15 protein-coding genes are annotated in these 21,438 nt (G+C 63.1%); 7 read left to right on the forward strand and 8 right to left on the reverse strand.

Annotated features, from left to right (window positions below; translation table 11 throughout):
* Position 1 precedes the first annotated feature (1 nt).
* Both ATK23_RS00325 and ATK23_RS00330 read left to right on the forward strand, forming a co-directional pair.
* Positions 2-2,509, forward strand: coding sequence for an ABC transporter permease (locus ATK23_RS00325; protein ID WP_066140140.1), 2,508 nt, complete (start codon positions 2-4; stop codon positions 2,507-2,509).
* Positions 2,510-2,597: 88 nt separating this feature from the next.
* Positions 2,598-2,942: a DUF6176 family protein gene (locus ATK23_RS00330; protein ID WP_066140135.1), complete on the forward strand. Its 345-nt coding sequence runs from the start codon at positions 2,598-2,600 to the stop codon at positions 2,940-2,942.
* An 86-nt stretch (positions 2,943-3,028) separates the two neighbouring features.
* Here the strand turns inward: ATK23_RS00330 and ATK23_RS00335 are convergent, their stop codons facing one another.
* The 3 genes from ATK23_RS00335 to ATK23_RS00345 are packed head-to-tail and all read right to left on the reverse strand — an operon-like array spanning position 3,029 to position 8,499.
* Complete coding sequence (locus ATK23_RS00335; protein WP_066140132.1) at positions 3,029-6,352, reverse strand: ATP-binding protein; 3,324 nt, start codon at positions 6,350-6,352, stop codon at positions 3,029-3,031.
* A 3-nt stretch (positions 6,353-6,355) separates the two neighbouring features.
* A complete protein-coding gene (locus ATK23_RS00340; protein WP_066140129.1) occupies positions 6,356-7,042 on the reverse strand; it encodes a DUF4194 domain-containing protein in 687 nt (228 codons plus the stop codon).
* Positions 7,039-8,499, reverse strand: coding sequence for a DUF3375 domain-containing protein (locus tag ATK23_RS00345; protein ID WP_038990001.1), 1,461 nt, complete (start codon positions 8,497-8,499; stop codon positions 7,039-7,041). The genes ATK23_RS00340 and ATK23_RS00345 overlap by 4 nt, the downstream gene beginning before the upstream one ends.
* A gap of 227 nt (positions 8,500-8,726) precedes the next feature.
* On the opposite strand from ATK23_RS00345, the gene ATK23_RS00350 reads away from it, so the two are divergent.
* Positions 8,727-9,983, forward strand: a complete 1,257-nt coding sequence (locus ATK23_RS00350; protein WP_066140125.1) for a polysaccharide deacetylase family protein — start codon at positions 8,727-8,729, stop codon at positions 9,981-9,983.
* Positions 9,984-10,004: 21 nt separating this feature from the next.
* Here the strand turns inward: ATK23_RS00350 and ATK23_RS00355 are convergent, their stop codons facing one another.
* Entirely contained in the window at positions 10,005-13,460 is a 3,456-nt protein-coding gene (locus ATK23_RS00355; protein ID WP_066140121.1) for a TM0106 family RecB-like putative nuclease, read from the reverse strand.
* A gap of 77 nt (positions 13,461-13,537) precedes the next feature.
* A complete protein-coding gene (locus ATK23_RS00360; RefSeq protein WP_066140119.1) occupies positions 13,538-13,858 on the reverse strand; it encodes a hypothetical protein in 321 nt (106 codons plus the stop codon).
* Positions 13,859-14,016: 158 nt separating this feature from the next.
* Between ATK23_RS00360 and ATK23_RS00365 the strand changes: the two genes are divergently transcribed.
* The gene (locus tag ATK23_RS00365; RefSeq protein WP_066140116.1) at positions 14,017-14,736 is read left to right on the forward strand and encodes a M50 family metallopeptidase; all 720 of its coding nucleotides are present in this window, start codon (positions 14,017-14,019) and stop codon (positions 14,734-14,736) included.
* On the opposite strand, the gene ATK23_RS00370 is transcribed toward ATK23_RS00365, so the two are convergent.
* On the reverse strand, positions 14,719-15,879 hold the full coding sequence (locus tag ATK23_RS00370; RefSeq protein ID WP_157801616.1) for a YihY/virulence factor BrkB family protein: 1,161 nt from the start codon (positions 15,877-15,879) through the stop codon (positions 14,719-14,721). The two genes, ATK23_RS00365 and ATK23_RS00370, sit on opposite strands and share 18 nt — an antisense overlap.
* Before the next feature lie 646 nt (positions 15,880-16,525).
* Here ATK23_RS00370 and ATK23_RS00375 point away from each other — a divergent pair.
* Both ATK23_RS00375 and ATK23_RS00380 read left to right on the forward strand, forming a co-directional pair.
* On the forward strand, positions 16,526-17,215 hold the full coding sequence (locus tag ATK23_RS00375; protein WP_066140111.1) for a LysM peptidoglycan-binding domain-containing protein: 690 nt from the start codon (positions 16,526-16,528) through the stop codon (positions 17,213-17,215).
* A gap of 110 nt (positions 17,216-17,325) precedes the next feature.
* On the forward strand, positions 17,326-18,699 hold the full coding sequence (locus ATK23_RS00380; protein WP_245858241.1) for a CoA transferase: 1,374 nt from the start codon (positions 17,326-17,328) through the stop codon (positions 18,697-18,699).
* Here ATK23_RS00380 and ATK23_RS00385 read toward each other — a convergent pair.
* On the reverse strand, positions 18,696-19,535 hold the full coding sequence (locus ATK23_RS00385) for a PaaX family transcriptional regulator (protein WP_083515524.1): 840 nt from the start codon (positions 19,533-19,535) through the stop codon (positions 18,696-18,698). The genes ATK23_RS00380 and ATK23_RS00385 overlap by 4 nt on opposite strands.
* Positions 19,525-20,391: a tryptophan 2,3-dioxygenase gene (kynA, locus tag ATK23_RS00390; RefSeq protein ID WP_066140102.1), complete on the reverse strand. Its 867-nt coding sequence runs from the start codon at positions 20,389-20,391 to the stop codon at positions 19,525-19,527. Before kynA ends, ATK23_RS00385 begins: the two co-directional genes overlap by 11 nt.
* A gap of 152 nt (positions 20,392-20,543) precedes the next feature.
* Between kynA and ATK23_RS00395 the strand changes: the two genes are divergently transcribed.
* The gene (locus tag ATK23_RS00395) at positions 20,544-21,227 is read left to right on the forward strand and encodes a CE1759 family FMN reductase (protein ID WP_066140099.1); all 684 of its coding nucleotides are present in this window, start codon (positions 20,544-20,546) and stop codon (positions 21,225-21,227) included.
* The last annotated feature ends 211 nt before the right edge of the window (positions 21,228-21,438 follow it).

Genomic DNA, 21,438 nt, shown 5'->3' on the forward strand with positions numbered 1-21,438 from the left:
GATGCTGCACGTAGCCCTCGCCAATATCAAGACCTATGCACGGCGCTATATCGCCGTGGTCCTGGCGGTCGCCATCGGCACCGCCTTCCTCGCGGCCACCCTGGCCGTTAACACCTCGACCCGCGCGACCTTGAAGAACTCGCTGGGCGACACCTACAAGAACGCCGACCTGGTCGCCTTCCAGGACTGGGAACTGGTGCCGGAGGACGATCCCGACTTCGAGTACACCGAACTGGCCATGGAACAGGTCGAGGACATCCGCAAGCTCCCGGAGATCTCCACCGCCTACGGCACCGCCTACGAAACCGGTGAACTGCACACCGCGGACGACGGCTATGGCGTGCTGCTGCAGCCGGTGTCCGCCGAGCAGAACCTCGGCGGCATGGAGCTGCTCGAAGGCCGTGCCCCGCTGAACGCCGACGAGGTCATCCTCGACGACGAGCACGCCGATCGCATGAAGGTATCGGTGGGCGACACCGTCGGCCTGACCACCTCCGAGTCCACCAAGGACATGAAGGTGGTGGGCATCCAGCGCACCAGCACCGATCCGCAGCTCTCCGGCTACGCCATGGTGGGCCTGCCGGAATCCGTCTGGACGAAGATCGCCGGCGATTCCGGTTCCTTCCAGAACATCGTGATCGATGCCAAGGACTCCCTCCCGGCCGCCCAGCAGGCGCTGGCCGCGTACTTCGCCGAGCACCAGATGAGAGACGTCTCGGTACTGACCGCCGATGAAAAGGTCATCAAGGACGTCGCCATGCTGACGGACGGCACCGACCAGCTCACCGTGGTGCTGCTGGTGTTCGCCCTGGTAGCTCTGGTGGTCACCGGCCTGGTCGTGGTGAACACCTTCAACGTGGTGATCGCCCAGCGCACCCGCGAACTGGCGCTGCTGCGCACCCTGGGCGCCAAGCGCAAGCAGATCCGCAGCTCCGTGCTCGTCGAGGCCCTGGTCATCGGCATCGTCGCCTCGACGATCGGCGTCGCCCTGGCCGTCGCGCTGATGGCAGGCCTGATCCAGCTGCTGCACGTGATGGTGCCGAGCCTGTCCTACGCCACGCTGGCGCTGGATGCCAAGGGCCTGGTGATCCCGGTGGTCGTGGGCATCGCAATGACCGTCATCGCCGCGAGCCTGCCGGCCCGCCGCGCCATGAAGCTCGCCCCGCTGGCGGCCCTGCGTCCCTTCGACGCGGCGAGCGTGAAAAACCGCGCCGGCAAGCTGCGCATCGTCATCGGGATCTTGCTGGCCCTGGCTGGCGCCGGGCTGCTGGCCTGGGGCGCGATCGACGGTTCGCTGCCCATCGCCTTCCTCGGCGGCCTGCTCTCCTTCCCGGGCATCCTGATGCTCGCATCGCTGTTCGTCCCGACCAGCGTCTTCGGCATCGGCAAGCTGGTGGCCGGGCGCTCGGTGGCTGGCAAGCTCGCCGCCCTGAACGCAGTGCGCAACCCGGGCCGCACCACCGCCACCGCCACGGCCCTGCTGATCGGAGTCACCCTGGTTTCCATGATCATGGTCGGCGGACAGACGGCCAAGTCCAGCCTTAACACTTCCCTGGCCGGAGAGTTCCCCGTGGATCTGACCCTCTCGCTGTATGAGCGCCAGGTCGACGACGCGAAGACCCAGGAACTGGCCCGCGAGCTGGCCTCCTTGGACGGCATCGAGGAAACCTCGACCTTCGTGGCCGGCACTGCGGAAATCAAGGGCCGGGAGGACGAAGCCCCGGTACAGCTGATGGGCGTCGATCCGCAGGGCTTCTCCAAAACCGTGCTGGACCAGAGCATCGTGCCGGCGGACGGGCAGATCATCCGCTTCAACACCGGCACAGAAGAACAGCCCAAGAAGCTGACCGTCGGAGGCAGGGAACTGGACGTCAAGGTGTCCTCCGCGGCGCTGTACCAGGACCTGGTCACCAAGGACACCTTGGAATCGTTGAAGCTGGCCGACTCGGAGAACGAGTACGGCGGCGTGCTGATCAAGGCGGCCCCCGACCTGTCCAACGCCGACATCACCGCCCTGGTGGAGCAGATCGCCGATGTGGCCAACGTCGAGTCGTACATGATCGACGGCGGCGTGGTGCAGAACGCCATGTTCTCCCAGGTCATTGACGTGCTGCTGGCCATCGTGTCCGCCCTGCTGGCCGTGGCGGTGCTGATCGCGCTGATCGGCGTGGCCAACACGCTCAGCCTCTCGGTGCTCGAACGCACCCGCGAGAACTCGCTGCTGCGGGCCCTGGGACTGAAGAAGAAGCAGCTACGGGCCATGCTGGCCCAGGAAGCCGTGCTGATCGGCGGCGTGGCGGCCCTGCTGGGCCTGGTGCTCGGCGTGGTCTACGGACTGCTCGGCGCGCATGCCACGCTCTCGGCGGTCGGCGAGATGTCCTACGAGATCCCGTGGTTGCAGCTGGCCCTGGTGCTGGTAGTCAGCATCGTAGCCGCCCTGCTGGCCTCGGTGACCCCGGGACGCCGCGCCGCGAAGCTCTCCCCGGTCCAGGGGCTGGCCGCCGAGTAGGCCAGCGCCTCGCGACCGGCAGGCAGACGCCCGGGCCCGATGACTTCACGTCATCGGACCCGGGCGTTGCTCGTATACCGTTGGTTCAATGAACATTGAGCTGATGCGTTTTCGCGTGAAACCAGGCAAAATCGAACGAGTCGACCAATGGCTGCAGTTCCTGAATTCCAATATGCCGGCGGTGCTGGAAACCCTGGAGGGGGAGCGGATGTACGTCGAGACGATTTTCAGCGAGACGCTGGACGGGGCCGAATACCTGTACTTGTACAGCATCCAGGGCCACGGCGGTACCGAGGTCCGCGACTCGGCGCACTGGCTCGATGAGAAGCACCTGGAATACTGGGACGAATGCATCGATCCCGATTTCGCCCCGCAGACGCTGGTCACCCGGGTAAGCATGATCCCGCAGCGGATCCGGGAACAGATGCAGTAGCCACGCCGAAGGCAGGCAAGGGCCCGCAGGACGCTTTGCCGGATGCGTGGCGGAACGTCCTGCGGGCCCCGTGCTGTGCCGCGCAGCTAGCGCAGGGTAATCGTGGTGGCCATGGCCGGGGAACGGCCGGTAGTCACGAAGCCCGAAATGTTGGATCCCGGATGCTTGATGATGTCCGTGATGGATCCCAGATGGCGGCTCAAATCGATCTTGTCTTCAGGGGCCGCGAGCACCAGATGGAAGCCGAACTCCTGCAACGCGCGTATGCCTGCCGCCGCATATTCGGAGTTGGCCTGGATGAAGGCCTCGTCAATCATCACCGTGCCATAGGAGGTGAACCCGGCCGAGGCGAAGCCCAGCTGGTAGGCCAATGCGGCACCCATGATGAAGGAAGTGAAGCGCTGGCCTTCGCCGCCGGAGAGCGTGCCCGGTTCCAGGCCGGTTTCGATTTCTCCGTTGGGCTTGTGCTCGTTGCAGCTGATCATCACATGCTGGCGGACATCGAGCACGGTGGAGCGCCAGGCGGTCATGGCTGGGTCGCTGAGCGCGGTGACCAGTGCCTCCAGCGCCTGGTACGAGCTGGCCAGGGTGCTTTCGTCCTTGGTGGTGTAGGCCTCCTGCAACGCGTCCTTCAATTCCTTGCGGAAGGTTCCGGCCTCCACCGGAATCGCATTGGCCACTTCCAGGCGGAGCACCGAGCCATGCTCGAAGGCCACCTCGGAGAGGATCTGGTTCAGCGGCTTGATGCGCTCGGAGATCATCCGGCGCTCTTCATCCAGCAGCTGCAACAGGTCGCTGAAGCGTTCGTAGGAACGGTTCGCGAAGTATTCGCGGAACTGCGCCTCATGGTGAGGCAGGCCATCGGCCACAATCTGGTCGTGCAGCTGCGCGTAGTGCTCTGCGGCTTCAGCGGTGGTGCCGTGGGTTTGCGCGTGGGAGGTGCCGAACTCGCGGGCGAAACGGCGGAAGGTTTCGCTCAATGCGCCACCGATTTCCTGGCGCCGCGACTGCAGGGAATTGACCTGGCTGCCCAACTGGAGCTTGACCTCGGCAAAGGCTTCGCTGATGTCCTCGCTGGCAGGGCAGTCGCCGGCGGCAACCTGCTGCAGTACCGGGCCCAGCAGCTGATGCTGGCGCAGGGCCGGGGGAATGCTGTCTTCCCATCCGGAATCCAGCTCTTCGCTGGCAGAGAGGATCTGCTGCGCGCGCTGCACCTGCAGCTCAAGATCTGCAATGCGCGAGCGGACCAGCGCGAGGTCGCCGACCAGCGTTTCGGCTTCGGCCTTCGCCGTTTCAATCTGCTGGCGGACCCGGGAGGAGTCCCCGGACAGCGCCAGTGCGTCGCCGAGCTTCTGCTCGCTGCGGCGCAATGCCTCCAGCGCTTCGGAGGCATCGAGCTGGCCGAAAGTCCGCTCGTCGGCAACCAGCGCCTGCAGCAGCTGGGCCTTGGCCACGACCTTGTTCTTCGCAGCGCTGCGCTCGTCGGCAGCCTGCTGGGCCTTGATGATCTTCTCGTCCAGCCGCGCCGCCTTGGACTGCAGCTCGGCGATCTTCGACTCGTTGGTGAAGCCCAGCAGGTACTCGGACGCCGGCAGGGTGCGGGTGTCGCGCTCAAAAGTTCCGGTGCCGGACTTGATCGTGCCGGCCGGGGTGATCGCCTTGGGGTGCACATGCATGGCAGCATCGTTCTCGACGCAGGCCAATGGATAGTCGGCGGTGATCTTGGCTTTCAGCCAGGCCCCGGCGTCGCCCGGCGCGAAGTCCAGCTTGGTGACCAGATCCGCCGGGCCGGCCTGCGCGGTGCGCGGCTGCTGCGAGATATCGCTCCACCTCACACGGCCCAAGCCGTCGAGCCGGTCGATGGCGTGGGTGACCTGGGCGAGCAGCTCGCCCGGAACCAGTAGGGTGCGGGCCAGCGAATGCAGGGACTTTTCGGCGGCCAGGCGCCAGCTGCCGGCATCGGCCGAGACATCCATGAGCTCGCCAGCGAAGGGAAGCTGTTCTTCCTTGAGCGAGCAGGCCGAGGCGATGGCACGGCGGGCGGCGATCGACCGGTCGTCGATGTTGCTGGCCCGGCGCTGGTAGGAGCGGATCTGCTCGGCCAGGGTTTCTGCGCGCTTGCGCAGGTTGACCAGGGTGGCCATGGCCTCGTACTCGACAGTCTGGGCATCATGGGTAATCGAGCTGAGCTGCTGCAGGGTGCGCGCGGCATTGGCCCGCAGCTCATCCAAGCCGGTGGCGGAGAATTCAAAGGACAATCCGGCATCCGCCGCCTGCTGCTGCAGGGTGCGGATGAGGCTTTCCTTCTCGCTCAGCGCCTTGCGGGCCACATCGGCTTCGCGCTCTAGCAGCATCAGGGAAGCGGAGCCGGCGGAATCGTGGGCGGCTTCCAGCGACGCCAGCTGGTCATCGAGCTGATCCTTGCGCTGGCGCAGCTCTGCTTCTTCGGCCTTGAGCTTGGACAGCTCGGATTCATGGGAGGCCAGGTCATTGCGCAGCACCAGCTGGCGGACCTGGGCTTCCAGGGTGTTCACGTCGCTTTCGAGCAATTGCCGGGTGCTGGCAATCTGCCCGGCCAAGTCGCGGTAGGCCTGGTCCTGCTCGGGCACCTGCGCCAGCACGTCGCGCTGGGCGCGGGCGGTATCCAGCTGGCGGTAGATGCCGCGCAGGTGGGCGAAGTCCTCCACCGCCGCGGCGGCGGCCTTCAGCGTGGCTGGTTCTTCCAGCACCTCATGGCGGAAGAACTGGTTGACGCCCTTGGCCAGGCCCTTGCCGTTCTGCAAGGTGCGCAGCAGGGCGAAAGCCTTGTCGCTTTCCACTCCGAGCCGGCGGCGCAGGCGCTCGATGAACGCCTTGTGCGTATCGAAGGCTTCGCTGGGTGCCAGAGCTTTGGACAGCGAGGACACAGTGAAGCGGCGCGGTCCGTGGTTTTCCAGCTCCGCGATATCGACCTTGTCCTCGCACAACAGGTAGTGCTTGGAGACCTGGCCTTCCAGACCGGCGTCGGGCAGGTCGAAGACGGCGCCGGCGGTCACGGTGTTGCCCATGCCGTCGTCGTAGCTGAGCACAATGGCGCTCCACGTCGCGCCCGGACGCTGGTAGACGGTACCGGCACTGGTCTTGAACTTGCGCCCGCGCATATAGGAGAACGTGGTGCGGCGGTCCTCGCGGGTGGCCGCATCATTGGCCGATTCGTTCAGCCGGGGAGTGGCGAAAAAGACGTGGCCCATCGCATCGAACAGGGTGGATTTGCCCACGCCCGGATGGCCGGTGACCAGCGTGCCGGCACGGTCCACCGCCAGATCATGCAAGCCGTGGAAGGTGCCCCAGTTGACGATCTGTACTCGGCTCAGGCGATGCTGGCCTGGGTTGAGCGCCCCGCCCAGCGGGAGAGTCATTTCAATGCTCATCGGTTACTCCTGCACCAACTCGGGGGTCTGCTCTGCGAGGTCATCAGTGTCATCGGCGCCCAGGCTGAACACCGGGTCATTGGCGTCGATGGCCGCAATGTAGCGCGGGATGTCCTGGATATTGGTGATCGGCAAGGCCATCGCCAGTGCCGGGGAAATGCGGAACTCGTTCTCCAGCTCGGTGCCGGTGAGCAGGCGCAAGGACTGCAGGCGGGTGATAGCGGCATCGCAGGATTCGGCAAAGCGCTTGTCGTCACGGTCCGATGCCTGGCGGTGCTCAGCCAGGATCTCGTGCATGCCTGCCCGCGAAATCACCGCATCGCTGCCGCTGCCCGAATGCTGCTCCAGCAGCAGCCGCAGGCGCAGGGCCAGCAGGGTTTCATCGCGTTTCAGCGGACGGCGCGGAGCGATCGGGGAGGTGTGGACCTGTTCGATCTGGACCGGGGCCAGCATGGCGATCTTGCGATCCATGTCCAGCCGCAAGGCCAGGAAAATCTCGGAGAAGTAATCGCTGATGCCCTGCTGCTGGTCCAGCAGCAGCTGCCACGCCGAAGGATCGGTGGATCCGTCCAGGTAGGGGCCGCGCAGCAGACGGACCAGCAGCTGGCGCAGCGGCAGCGAGAACTTTCCGGTATCGCCGTCAAACAGCGGGTCGGTGATCGGTGCGGCGTATGAATCGCTCGTGGTCATAGCGGCTCCTTCGTAAAGCTCAACGCGGGCAGGATAGCGGTTCGCTGAGAACCATCTAGTTGCTGGAATTCAATGCTGAGCAGGTCGCTCTCGTTCAGCGGCTCGCCATTGGTGCGCCCGATCTCCACCAGGGCGCGAATCGTATTCAGGTGCCGCTGCTCGGCATCCAATGATTCAAAGACGTCATCGAGCCGAACCGAACCGGAACCGGACTGGCCCAGCTGCCGGGTGATGGATTCACGCAGCAACTGCATGTCGGCCTGGGGTGTCGACGGGTTGCGCACAATGTCGGCTTCGCTGAATTCCGGCGCCTGGGCCAGCGGCGGCGGAGCCACATGCTCGGAGGGATCGTAGATTCCAAGCCCGGCAAGGGTGACGAACTGCGGGGCGAACAGCTCCATGGGGGCCAGGCCGCTGCGCGGCTTCAGGCTCGTGGACTTGCTGATCGCCAGTTCGGCTTCGCGCACTGCCTGGCGCAGCAGCTCGGCCTGCTTGTAGTCCTCGGACTGGACGAAGGCGTGCAGGGACTCGGAGAGCTTGCCGTAGGAGGCATGGACTTCAGCCGCCTGGCGGCGCAGTTCGCGCAACAGGTTGGTGAGGATCTGGCGTTCGGGGGTTTCCAGATCATCGACGAAGTCGCGTTCCAGGACCTCGGCCAGTGCCGCGCGGAACCGCTGCTGCGCTTCGGGCGAATTCAAAAACTCGGTGAATCCGCTGAAGGTTTCGCCTTCGGCGGTGGAGCGCAATTGGCGATCGGCTTCCAGCACCTGGCCCACGGCGACGCCCTTTGCAGTGGACGCATCCAGAATGCCTTCGCGCAGCGAGTGGAGCATGTCCTGGACGCCATCGCGCATGCGCCGGAAATCCGCAGGCAGGCTGGAGGCCAGATCGAGCACGGATCGGGTGGCCGACAACGCGGTGGTGCGGGAGAGCACCGCCGGATCGTCCCCGCTGCGCAGCTGGTCGATTTGGGCTTGGCGCAGCGCGATCTGGGATTCGAGGGCACGGATACGCGCTTCGGGATCCGGATCCGTCTCGTGGGCCAGCGACTCCAAGGACGAGAGCAAAGTGTTCAGGCGCGAGGAGTTCAAATGCGAATCGTCGGTGGAGAAATCCGCTAAGAAGCGCAAGGTGCGCAAGGTCTGCGCACTGGGTTCATAGACGAAGCGCCCGTCAATCAGCGGACGAGCCAGGATTCCCTGCTTGACCCAGGTCTCGGCGAAATCCTGGGCCGAATAGGACGCAGGGATCTGGTCATCGCTTTTGCGTGCCTGCTTCAGGAAGGAATCCAGCGAGGCATGGAAAAGCTCCAATGCGATACGGGAACGATCTGCGGTGAACTCTGCACGGATGAATGCCACAGCCCACGGCTGGGCGGTCAGAAGCCGATACGCTGCCGAGCTTTTGAACTGCTGGGACTGAAGCCACAAACTATTCGCGCGGTGCGAGGGCTGCATGTACTTCCTTGATCTTTGAAATGCCTAACCAATCAATTCTAAATCATTGGACTCCTTCCAAAATGTGAGCTCCCTAAAAGCTGGATGATAGGCAACGTTCTGCTTCGACATTTCATCGCGAAAGGGTTTTACCCCCAGCACTACCTGTGTAGGGTCGAAAATAGCAGATGACAACTAGTTTTCTTCCGGACCTGCAGGCGCGGTGGAGGTCATGGAGGTCGCAGCCAATGAAAAACCTACGCATTGTGATTTCGCTCGGGCTGGTGCTGGGCCTTGCCGCGTGCAGCACGGCGCAACCGCCCTCAGCACCGTCCACGGATCCCGCTGCCATTGAAAAGGCCGAGCAGGAAAAAGCACGCGTGGACGGCGTCAAGGCCGAGATCAACCGGCTGGCTGACGGATACGACTATGACGCGGCGATCAAGCTCGCCAAGGAGGACAGCGCCGAAGAGCTGAACCAGATGGTTGGCGGCCTGGAAGACGAGAAGAGCCAAGTTTCGGCGTGGGACGAGCCGGACCAGATACCCCACCTGTTTTTCCACTCGCTGATAGTCGATCCGGACCGGGCCTTTGACGGCGGAAACAGCTCACAGGGCTACGCCAACTACATGGTGACCCAGAAGGAATTCGCGGCCATTCTCGAAGAACTGCATGAGCGCGACTATGTGCTGGTCAACCCTGAAGACTTCGCTTCGCCCGATAAGCAGGGGCAGATGAAGTACCGGGACATCATGCTTCCCAAGGATAAGAAGCCACTGGTGCTGTCCGTTGACGACCTGAGCTATTACGAATACATGGATGGCGATGGCTTCGCCAGCAAGCTGGTGCTGGACAAGGACGGCAAGGTCCGCAACGAATACGTAGATGCGGAAGGCAAAACGCACGTTGGCGCATACGACGTCACCACCATGGTCGATGACTTCATCGCCGAGCATCCCGACTTCAGCTACCGCAATGCCCGCGGCCTGGTCGCGATGACCGGATACAACGGAGCGTTCGGCTACCGCACCTCGGCCAGCCAGTACCCGGAAAGCACGACGCTGGAAGCCGACCAGAAGATGGCCACGAAGATCGCCGAGGCGATGAAGGACAGCGGTTGGGTGTTCGCATCGCATTCGTGGGGGCACATTGCCACCGGGACCGACAGCATGGCTCGGCTCAAGCGCGACATGAAGCTGTGGAAGGACGAGGTGGAACCGATCGTGGGAAAGACCGGCCACTTCATCTATCCATTCGGATCGGATATTGCCCGGACCCAACGCTACTCAGGTGCCCGCTACGAGTTCTTCAAGGAGCAGGGCTTCGACTACTTCTACGGCGTTGACGGAACCATCCGCGCATGGATGCAGCAAGGAGATGAATACCAGCGGCAGATGCGCATCAACGTGGACGGGTTGCAGTTCGCCAAGGAAGAACGCGGCGACCGTCCAGTACTGGACAGCTTCTTCGATGTTCAGGACGTGATCGATCCGGCCCGCAAGTGACCGGACCAATCCGCACCCAGGCTACAAGGCCATGAACGCACCGAGCTGGGAGAGCGTCGACGGGTTGGACGGCAGGTAATCGGTGAGCCGTTCGCTGCGCACGATGACAGCCTTCCATTGGCCGCGGGAAATCGCCACATTGATGCGATTGCGGTTGAGCAGGAACTCGATGCCACGCGATGCATCGGCGGCGCTGGAACACGCCATGGTCACCAGCACTACCGGGGCTTCCTGGCCTTGGAACTTGTCGACCGTTCCCACCCTGACATCCGGCAGCCCCTCGGCTTCCAGGACCTCGCGCACCAGATTCACCTGCGCGTTGTAGGCGGCTACCACCAGGATGTCGTCGGCGGCCAGCGGGCGGGCCGGCTTGCCGGGGCCCGGGCTCCACAGCATGCCCAGATGCTCGCGCACCAGGCGGACAATGGCCTCCGCTTCTTCCACGCTGCTGACGGTATTGCCCCGGTGCTCAACGAACACCGTTTCGACCCCGGCTTCGGTGCCTTCCAGCACCCGCAGCCCGGCAGCATCCGCCGAGAACAGCTGGTGGTCATAGCTCAACGCCGACACCTTGGCGCACAATGCCGGGTGCATCCGCCATGAGGCCGCCAGGAAGTAGCCCAACTCGGCGGGCAGCACCGGTTCGCCACCGGAGAGCCAGCCCAGCGCGGATTCATCCACCGGCTGCGGATGGGTGCCCTGGGTGACCTGCGGCAGCTGCTGAGGATCTCCGAGCAGCAGCAAATTACGGGCCGCGCGGGAGACGGCCAGCGTATTGGCCAAGGAGAACTGCCCGGCCTCATCGATCACCAGCAAGTCCAAGCTCCCGGCAGGAACCTTCGAACCGGTCAGCGTCCAGGCGGTGCCTCCAATGAGCGCGCCGCCGGGTGCATCCAGCACCTCGGCCACGGATTCCTTGGACGTGCCGGTCCAAGGCACCGGATCCTTGTGCTTGACTTCCTTGGCCACCACCTCGGGATCCACCCCGGCTTCCACGGCCTTGCGCAGCACATTCTCAACCACCGCATGGGATTGGGCCACCACCCCGATCTTCCATCCGTAGTCGATGAGTTCACGGATCACATGCGAAGCGACGAAGGTCTTGCCGGTGCCCGGGGGACCCTGCACCGCTAGATAGGAATTGTCCAGGTCCTTCAGCGTTTGGACCACGGCAGGATAGACCTGGGCCTGGCCGTCGACCAGTTCCGGTTCAACCGGCGCCGACAGGGTCTTCAGGCGTGGCGGAATCCGCCGCAGGATGTCGATGCCCGGCCGTTGCGGGAGCACCGGCACGGTGGAGCCAACTTGCTGGGCGATTTCGGTGAGCGCCGCATCGATGCTCACGGTCGCCAACGGCTTGTCGGGTGCCAGAGCGCAGGGAAGTGCACGGTAGGCAGGAATCTTGCCGCTGGATTTCTCCGCAATGGTGATCCAGCCTTCTCCGAGCTCGACCACCGTGGCATTGAATGCGCCGCCGCGCACGGCGTCGTCCACTGCCATGCCCTCAGGCAACGGCGCATCGAACATGGCGAACACCGAAGAGCCGGGGGAGAGCAGCGAGCCTTCGGCCAGCGTTCCCTGCAATTTCGTCACCCGCGTGTAGGTGCGCGCCCGCTCTGTGGCCTTATGCCAGTCCTCGAGCACTTCCCCCGAGTTCACGATGAAGACCCCGCGGACATCGCTCCAGTCATCCATCGGCGCGGACAGCCGATCGAAGTGCTCCCACCAGAATTGCTTCTTCTCGCGGCGGTTGTACCCGGTCGCGGCGGCGACCATGGCGATCGCCCGGTCATCATCGCTCAGCGCCTGGCCGTGGGGCAGCTGCGCCAGGTAGTCCTGCAGCCTCAGCTCCTCGGGGGTGGGCTCGTACTCCTCGCCAGCCGCGGGAGGCTCGGGCGTGTCCTGAAGCGTGCCGGGCGCCTGGTCGACGAGCGTGAGCAGCCAATCCCGCAGGCGCAGCGTGGACAGGCAGTCGTACTCGTTGTAGTCGGCAATGGAGGCCAGGATGGACGCAGCTGCATCCTCGTTCTCCGTGTCCCGCGCCAGCATGTACTGGGCGTAGGCGACCACCGACGCGCCGGCATCGGTGACATCGCCGGAGCGCAGGTGCTCGCCCATGTAGAGCGGTTCAAGCTTCTTGATGGAGTAGGAGCGGGTGGACACCACCAGGGCATTGCGCACGGTCTCATAGAGATCGACGAGCAGATTCTCGCGCAGCCACTGGTCGACTTCGTCCTCGCCGGCGATGTGCACCTGGGAGAGCTTGCGCAGCGCAGTCTTCTCGTAGGGCGCGTAGTGGTAGACCTTCATCTGCGGGTAGCGCTGGCGGCGCTCCTCGACATAGGCGATGAAGTCCAGGAACGCTTGGCGTTCCTCGGCGCGGCTATGCGCCCAGAACGGCTTGAATACCGGCGCACCGGTGTCGTATTCGACAACGCCGAAGAGGTATTCCAACCCCCAGGAACCATCGGACGGGTCCTGGTAGAGCGGGTCGCCCTCGAAATCGAAGAAGATATCGCCCTGGTCGGGGCGCGGCAGGGAAGAGATCGGGCCGGCGTTCTTCACCCGGTAGGACACGCCGTGGGCGCTGCCATCCGCGGTGGCCAGGCCCAGCTGCATCTTGGCCTGGTCGGTGACGCGCTGCAGCGCGGTGCGCGGCTCGGCGTCGAGCCCGGCGAGCTGGTCAATGGTCGTAATGCCGCGGGCGCGCAGCTTTTCACGCTGCACCATGGACATCCCGGCAACCAGCAGCAGGTCGCGTGATGCCTGGGCCTGCTCTTCGCAGTAGTCGCACCGGCCGCACAGGCGCAGTTCGTCGGAATTCCACTCGACCGGCTGGTTCTTCGCACGGTGCTTGTGCACCATGGCCAGGAAGCGTTCGCGTTGGGCCCGGAAGACCGGCAGCACCTCGTCAACGCGGTGCACCGAGTGGGTCCCGTCGCCGAGGACCAGTGTTGCCGAGGTGGATACAGGGATGTCCTCTGCCAGCATCTGGTCGGCGTAGGCCGCAATCTGCAGCAGCGCGCTGACCCTGGCATGGCGCGCGAGCTTGGTATCCCAGACGGCCCAGGTGCCATCCGGCTGGCGGACCAGGAAGTCGGCAAAACCAAGGAAAGCCCCGTCGAAGAAGGTGGCCTGGAAAATGACATCGGCACCGTTGCGAAGCACATCCATGGTCGCTTCGTGGGCGGCCCGCAGGCCTGCCGGGGTCATCTGCGGACGGTCGGCGAACTGCTTGACGCCGGTCCCCGTCTGCGGGTCGTAGTCGCCGTAGGTCGCGATCAGCTCCTTGAGGACGTTCTGCTCATGGGCGTCGCCAAGCACCGCCGTGCGTTCGAGCATCTCATCCCGTGCCATATCCGGCTTGGGACGCAGGCCGAGCTTCACATCCAGCAGGTACAGGGATTGGTAATTGCAGTCAACAGAGACCGACAGGTCGCTCGCTGAGAAGATGAACTGATCATCCAGGAAGAACACGGGGCCTGGGCCTTTCGCTGACTCGATTCTTACCTAGTCAACGTAGCACCAGACCCCGACAGATTCACTGTTCCCGTTTAGGAGAGCTCCTCTGCCTTCTTCTTGGAACCGCCGAGCACCAGCGAGAGCAGGGCCACGCCGGCAGTCACCGTGTTCACTGCTGGCCACGCGCCGATTTTCTTGGCCAGCGGATGGGACGCACCGAAGCCGACGAGGTACGCGCTGGCCAGGGCCACCGCCTTGCCGGTTCCGGCGTCCTTCTTCCACAGCAGGAACGCGCCAACGCCGGCGGCACCGAGCACTACCGCGGCCAGCGGACGCTTCTTCGTGGCGCGGCCGGTAGCGTAGCCGCCCAGCAAACCGGTGGTGGCCAAGGCAGTTGAAGCGATGCGGGACATGAGACTCCTTCAAGGGATATAGCAAAGTGTTTCGCTATGCAGACTATGCCTGCCACCTGTGATGTTTCCCAGAAAGCCGGGAAATGCGCTCGCCGGACAGCCGGTAGCAGGCCGGGCTTGCAAGAATGAGTCATGTTGGATGCCACGAAGGAGCAGGAATGAATCTAGATATTGCCCAGGCTTGGGACCGGCTCGCGCAGCCGGTGGACGTGGCCTTGAACCAGTGGCAGTGGCTGATCCTGGCGTTCCTGATCCTGGTCTTGGTAGTACCGCGTCCGGTATGGCGTATCACCGGGCTGTACTCCACGCTGATCCATGAGCTCGGCCATATCGTAGCGGCCTTGTTCACCGGCAGGTACGTGGCTGGCTTGCGGTTGGGCTGGGACCATTCCGGGGAAGTGCGCAGCATCGGCCGGGGCAAGTTCTCCGTCATCATTGCCGGGATCTTCGGGTACCCCGCACCCATTTGGGTTTCAGCGTTGATGCTGTGGGGGATATCTGCGGGCTATGCCGGGCGGGCCCTGGGAATCTATGCGTTGCTGTTCCTGCTGGCGCTGGTCTTCGTCCGCAATTGGCCGGCCTTTGTCGTGTGCACGATCAGCGCAGCAGTGGCATTGGGAGTGGTCTTCTTTGCGCCGGTCGATGCCTACCTGTATCTGGCATTGCTGATTGCCGGGTTCCTGCTGCTGGCGGGCTTGAAGGACTTCGTGAAGCTTCTCGCGGTGCACCTGTGGAGGCGCAAGGATATTGCCAAGTCCGATGCGTACTTGATCGCTGCGGCGACGCGAACCTTTCCTTCCTTGTGGTTATTGGCGATCGCGATTCTGGGATTCGGCGGCCTCTGGTGGGCGCTGTTGAGCCTATCGGGACTGTTCTGAGTCCCGGCGCAAATCGCGTTTGGCTTTCATTCGGCCAGCGGTCCAGGCGGCCGCGGCAACCAGCCCCATGGGCAGCAGCTTCATCTTGCGTTTCGGACTGGTTGAAGGATCCGCTTCCATATCCTCCAGCGGGTCGCCACCGTGCTTGATCCGGATCTCCTGGGCCTGGACCAGGTCCTTGTACGAGGCCAGTTCCTGCTTCGCTATCAAAGTGTCATCGCGCAGCGGAAGCAGCACATCATCAACGGCCGGCATGCCGGTACGCAGCTGGCGGAGGCGGATGAATTCGATATCCACCAAGGCCCCGAGGAGCAAAGCGATATTGCTGATCCAGCAAGCAAGGACCAGGATGATCACGCCGCCAATGGTTCCATAGGTGGCGGAGTAGCTGGCGAACTGCGAAACGTAGATGCCGAAGCCGAAGACCGAGAGCCCCAGGATTACCAGAGCGGTCAGGGTACCGGGCGAGAACCAGCGGAATTTCGTCGGCTTGACGTTGGGGGTGAAGTAGTAGAGCAAGGCCAGAACCAGCAGCAGCATGATGAGCATCAATGGTGGCTTTGCGATATTCAGCATGAGCACGAAGCTGTCGCCCATGCCGATGATGTTGCCGATTGCCCGGGCGACGGAGCCCGAAGTCAGCAGGAGCACCAAGGTTACGACGGCAACGAGCATGATCAGCACGGTGATCAGGAACATTTGCGGGCGGCGCTTCCACTGCGGGCGGCCTTCCGGTGCACCGTAAAGCCGGTTCAATGCGCGGCTGAATGCCGTGACATAGCCAGAGGTACTCCACAAGGCGCCGAGTGAACCGACGAGGATTGCCCAGAATGTTCCGCTGGCCTGGGATGCCAAGCCTGCGAGCAGCTGTTCGGCGGTGTCGAGCAGCTGCTGCGAGTCGCCGCTTGCCGATTCACCGTTCGGGGCGAGACTCTGCTCGAGCAGCTCCATGATCCATTTGGTGCCGCTTTCGCTGGCACCGGCCAAGGACAGCAGCGAGATCAAGGCCAAGAGGCCGGGGAACATGGCAAGGACCATGAAGTAGGACAGAGACGCCGCTATATCCAGCCCGTCATTGCGGAAGAATTCCCGCAGGGCACGGGGATAGCAGCTCAAGGACTCCTTGAACCGTTCTTTCGTCATGCTGTTTCCCAGTGGCATCGAGTTCCCCTGTCTGACTGATGAAATCAAACCTACAGTTCCGGCTTCTTGAATCACATTACCTAAGGGCAATTTAGTTGACACGTTGCTGGAACTGCGTGGTGTGTCTATTGCACGCTGAGATCTTGAGGGCGTTGAGAGCCGAGGGGATCTGCCGGGGAGAAATTGCCTCGTTCCGAATGCCGAACATGCTGCGTAGCGGATCCAGATTGTGCAGCTTCGTCGATGCGGAAAAGCAGCCTTGAAGGGTGCTGGAAACCGCCCGTGAGTGGATTGCAAGCTATATCACAGTGTCCTGATGAATATCCACTTCATCCGAGTAACATTTTCGTCGCTTGATCAGGGGTTCGGAGCGATTTCGCGGCCAGATTCTAAATTTTTTTCTGACCAATTGACCTGTATTTACGGGGTTTCTGACCGTTTCCTGAGTTGCGAGGGTGGTGGGTTGGTGCGTTATGGTCTTTCATAACGTTTCGATAACACTCGCAGTGTTATGGGGAAACAGGTACTGCCGGGACTTCCAAACCGCTCGCCAGGGCAGTATTTAATCAAAGTCGAAATGCGACGCTGAGCGGTGCACGAGGATGGTCTAGGAAGACCTGAGCGCGGGAAGAGCAACTGGAGAATCATGATCCAGCAGAAGACTAAGAACTTGATCCGTCGCGGTGGAGCCTCGCTGGCCGCCGTAGCAGTTGCCGGCACCGCAATCGTTGCCGCAACCGCACCAGCAAACGCCGCAAGCACCTGGGACAAGCTGGCCCAGTGCGAGTCCGGTGGCAACTGGTCGATCAACACCGGCAACGGCTACTACGGTGGCCTGCAGTTCTCGCTGTCCACCTGGAAGGCGTTCGGCGGCTCGGGCATGCCGCACCAGGCTTCGAAGGCCGAGCAGATCCGCATTGCAACCAAGGTCCAGGCATCGCAGGGTTGGGGCGCATGGCCAGCATGTACTGCAAAGCTGGGCATCAGCGGTTCCCCTTCGGGTTCCTCGACTCCGCAGAAGCAGGCTCCGAAGCAGCAGGCCGCACCAAAGCAGCAGGCAGCTCCGAAGCAGCAGTCGGCACCGACCCAGAAGCAGGCTCCTAAGCAGCAGGCAGCTCCAAAGCACGCTGCTCCAGCTCCGAAGGCACCAGTGTTCAACATTGATGTGACCGACTCGGGCAAGGACTACACCGTCAAGTCGGGCGACACCCTGGCCAAGATTGCCGACAAGCTTGGCGTCAAGGACTGGCGTGGCCTGTTCGTCTTGAATGACGACCAGCTGTCCAACCCCGACTACATCATGGTTGGACAGACCCTGAACGTTCCAGCGAACTAATTTCGCTGAGCTTCCGAAAACCCGCATCGCGTACTTCTACGCGCTGCGGGTTTTCTGTATTGAAGCGGCCGGCAGCGGAACGGTGGTCTTGCAGGTATAGGCTGAGCAGCATGCTGCATTCCGAAGAAGAGCGCGCGTCCATGGAGCACGTCCTGGGCTCTGGGTTCCATGAGCATCAGTTGCTTGAGGCAGCAGGCAACTGGCCCGTTTCCGGGCCTATAGCCTGGTGGGGTGGTCCTCTGGATGTGGAGCAGCTCGCGGCACGATCCGTCGGGTTGGTCTGCTCTGCACTCAATGCGCTTTCTACTCCGCCACTGCGGGCGGCATCAGCGACGGCGGACATCGCAGCTGCTTTTGCGTCCTCTGCCCACCTGCGGATCGCGGGGGAGAATACGCAGGGTTTTGCCCCGCACTCGGGCTTCTACCGGACAGCCGATGGCTGGATCAGGACGCACGCGAATTACCCTCATCATGAGAGTGCGCTCAAATCTGCATTAGGGATGTCCTCGGGTAGCGGCATAGCCGATGCGCTGGCAGGCCTGCCGGCACATGATGCCCAGGAGCGCATCGTGGCGGCCGGCGGCGTTGCCGCGCGGGTGCGATCCCGGCAGCAGTGGCTCAGCTCCGCCGAGGGCAAGGTGGCAGGCAACGGGCACTGGGCGCAGTTCAGCATGCGTCCGCTCGCTTCGGCACTGTTCTGGAAATATGATCCGCGTGCGGGATTGCCCCTTCAAGGGTTGAAAGTCCTGGATCTCACACGGGTGATCGCCGGACCCACCGCCACCAGAACCCTCGCGGCCTTCGGTGCCCAGGTCTTGCGCGTGGACGGTCCGCGGCTTCCGGAACTGCCTTGGCAACATGTCGATACCGGGTTCGGCAAGCGCAGCACGGTGCTCGATGCGAAGAGCGCAGCGGGGCGGGCAAAGATCCATGAACTGCTGCAGGATGCCGATGTCGTCATCCTGGGCTATCGCCCCGGAGCCTTGGCCGCGGCGGGGTTTGGCCGGGATGAATTAGCCCAGCGCTATCCGCGGCTGATGATCGCTGAACTGGGTGCGTGGGGCTTTTCCGGGCCCTGGGCCCAGCGGCGCGGGTTCGACAGCGTCGTGCAAGCCGCCACCGGCATAGCGCAAGCCTATAGCGGCGACGGCAGGACTCCCGGCGCTTTGCCGGTGCAAGCCTTGGATCATGCCACCGGCTACGGGCTGGCTGCTGCAATCATTGCCCTGGCTGGCGCCCGCAGCGCCCAAGGGCGAACCGGGGCGGTGCGATTCTCCTTGGCTCGGACGGCTCATGCCCTGTTCGCCTTAGATGAAGGGCGCGAATACCCTGCTGATTTCGGCAGTGGCGTGCAGCTGCGGCAGATGGACAGTTCTTACGGCATGCTTGAATATGTTCCACCGCCCTTCAGCTTTGCAGGCCATGCAATGGATTATCCCCATCCGCCGGCGCCGTACGGAGAAAGCAAACCAGCCTGGAGCTAGGAAGCCAGCAGCGAGCGGGCGAAGCGCAGGGCCGGTTCCTTGAAAGCCGAGGACAGCCTCAAGAAGCGTTCCCGGCTGTCATCGCCAGGCCACTGCGAGGGCAGCATGGATCCGGGCAAACCGGGGTCGAGGTAGGGGAGCGCGCGCCATGAATCGACCATCGCCACATATCCCCGATAGGCGCTGGATGGAGTGCTGTCGCTGGCATCGAGGGAATTGGTGTTCTCCAGGAATGCCTGATGCAGCGCGGCCAGGCGCTCAAGATCCCACCACGCACTGGCGGCCTGCCGCGGCGTGCCGGGGAAGTGCGGCTGCTGCGCAGTGAACAGCGTCGCGTGCTGCCTGGCGCCCAAAGCCATGAGCACTGCCGTGGCTTCCTCGCGCAGGTACTCGGGGAAAATCCATAACCCGGATCCCAGCATGCCTCCGCCAAGCTGCAGGAAATGCTTGCGTACCTGATGGCGCACGGAGCGCAGGCTCTCCGGCAGCGAGTAGGCGACCAGGCACCAGAGATCAGCGTCCGACATCTGCCGTGGCGTGAAGATTCTCCGGGTGCCGCGCTCGAACATCTGCTGCGCCGCGCTCGGCACGCCCAAGGTGGATGGCTGCCCGGCTTCCAGCACTCCGCGGTCAATCAGCCGGGAGATGGCGGTCTGCGCCGCAGGAGCCGAAATCCCGGCGGCCTGTGCCAGCTCCACGATGCGGGTTCGCGCCACTGGTATTTTCTCGTGCCTGATATACAGGCCGGTGATCGTACGGATAATCGATGTCGCGCTTCCGCTTCGCGCCTCGAAATCATCGAGGCTCAGCGCGGTAAGCGAGGTGCTACTTGCCAATTTCGGTACGCACGGCGAACAGTTCCGGGAAGAAGGTCAGATCCAGGGCGCGCTTGAGGAAGTCGACTCCCGAAGAGCCGCCGGTGCCGCGCTTGAAGCCAATGGTGCGCTGGACGACGCGCATGTGCCGGAAGCGCCATGCCTGGAAGTTGTCCTCGACATCCACCAGGTCCTCGCAGGCCTGGTAGAAGCCCCAGCGGGTGTCCTCGGACTCGTAGATGTCCTTGAATACCGGAACCAGTGCCTCCTGGAACGCCCACGGCTTGGTGACATCGCGGGACAGCACTTCGTCGGGGATGCTGTAGCCATGGCGGGCCAAGGCGGCCAGGAAGACGTCGTAGAGGCTTGGTTCGTGCAGCAGCTTGGACAGCAGCTCGTGCGCCTTGGGATCTGCCTCGTGGACCTTGAGCATGCCTTCATGCTTATTGCCCAGGATGAATTCGACGGCACGGTACTGGAAGGACTGGAAGCCGGAAGATGAGCCGAGGAAATCGCGGAACTGCGCATACTCGCGCGGCGTCAGGGTTGCCAGCACCGACCACTGCTCGGTCAGGGTCTTCTGGATGTGCTTGACCCGGGCCAGGCATTTCAGCGCCTTGCCGAAGTCGTCGACGCCCAGCAGGCGGCGAGCCTCGATGAGCTCGTGGAGCATGAGCTTGAGCCACAGTTCGCTGGTCTGGTGCTGGATGATGAAGAGCATTTCATCGTGGTGCTCGGGAACGCTGACCGGATGCTGCGCGGACAGGATGCGGTCAAGGTCGAGGTAGCTGCCGTAGGACATCGTGTTCTTGAAGTCGGTGCGGACGCCTTCTTCGATTTCGCGCTGGTTCTCGGTCTGGGGCTGCGGGGTGCTCATAGGCCGATATTATCAATAACATTGCGATCGTCACAATACTGAAAAAGACGGCTCCCGCTACGAGCCAAAATGTTTTTCGGCAAATGGGAATACCTCGGGCGCCCCCGCCGTTGATACATGCATACGCATATAAATCGTGAAAGGCAGGAACCGTGAGCAAGTCAGTAGTCGTCATCAGCGGTGGACTGGGAACCCCATCAAGCTCCTCGCTGCTCGGTGGGCAAATCGGACAGAATATTGCCACTCAGCTGGCTGTCGCTGGGGTGCAGGCCGACGTGGCCAATATCGAACTGCGTGAGCATGCCGGTGAGATCACCAACAACATGCTCACCGGATTCGCCGCTCCGGGCCTGCAGAAGGTCATCGATGCGGTAGTGGGTGCCGACGTGCTCGTGGCAGTGACCCCGGTCTTCACCGCCTCCGTCTCCGGCCTGTTCAAGTCCTTCCTCGATATCCTGGACCCCAAATCGCTGAGCGGAAAGCCGGTCGTGCTCGCCGCCACCGCGGGAACCCAGCGCCACCAGCTCGCGATTGACTACGCCATGCGCCCGATCTTCTCCTACCTGCGGGCGCAGATCATGCCGACCACAGTCTTCGCGGCCTCCGAGGATTTCGGCGGGCAGGGACTGTCCGGCACGCTGGCCGATCGCGCTCGCCGGGTTGCGCGGGAAGTCGTCCTGGCACTGTCGCTGAGCGAAGGCGAACTATCCGCGGACGCGGATTTGGGCGACACCCGATCCATCGCCCCATCGGTCAGCGAATTCGCCGATCCCGATGACGAGCTCACCTCATTGCCGTTCGAAGCGCTGCTGGCGAACCTCAAATCCGGTTCCTGAGCCGGCCTGCCTCCATCATTCTGGCCCCGTTGCCATGCGTCCATTCGGAATGCTTGGGAGCGGGGCCAATTTTCTTCATCCATGCTTTCTAACGCAGTGGCATCGAATTGCCGTCAAAGCGAAGCAATATGTTAGTACGATGTGCCATCAATACCGAACCTCGGTACGATCAAGAACCGTGAGCTAAGTCATTTCTCCGAGATGACGGCAG

It is taken from the genome of Glutamicibacter nicotianae, assembly GCF_002797775.1.
Classification (GTDB): domain Bacteria; phylum Actinomycetota; class Actinomycetes; order Actinomycetales; family Micrococcaceae; genus Glutamicibacter; species Glutamicibacter nicotianae.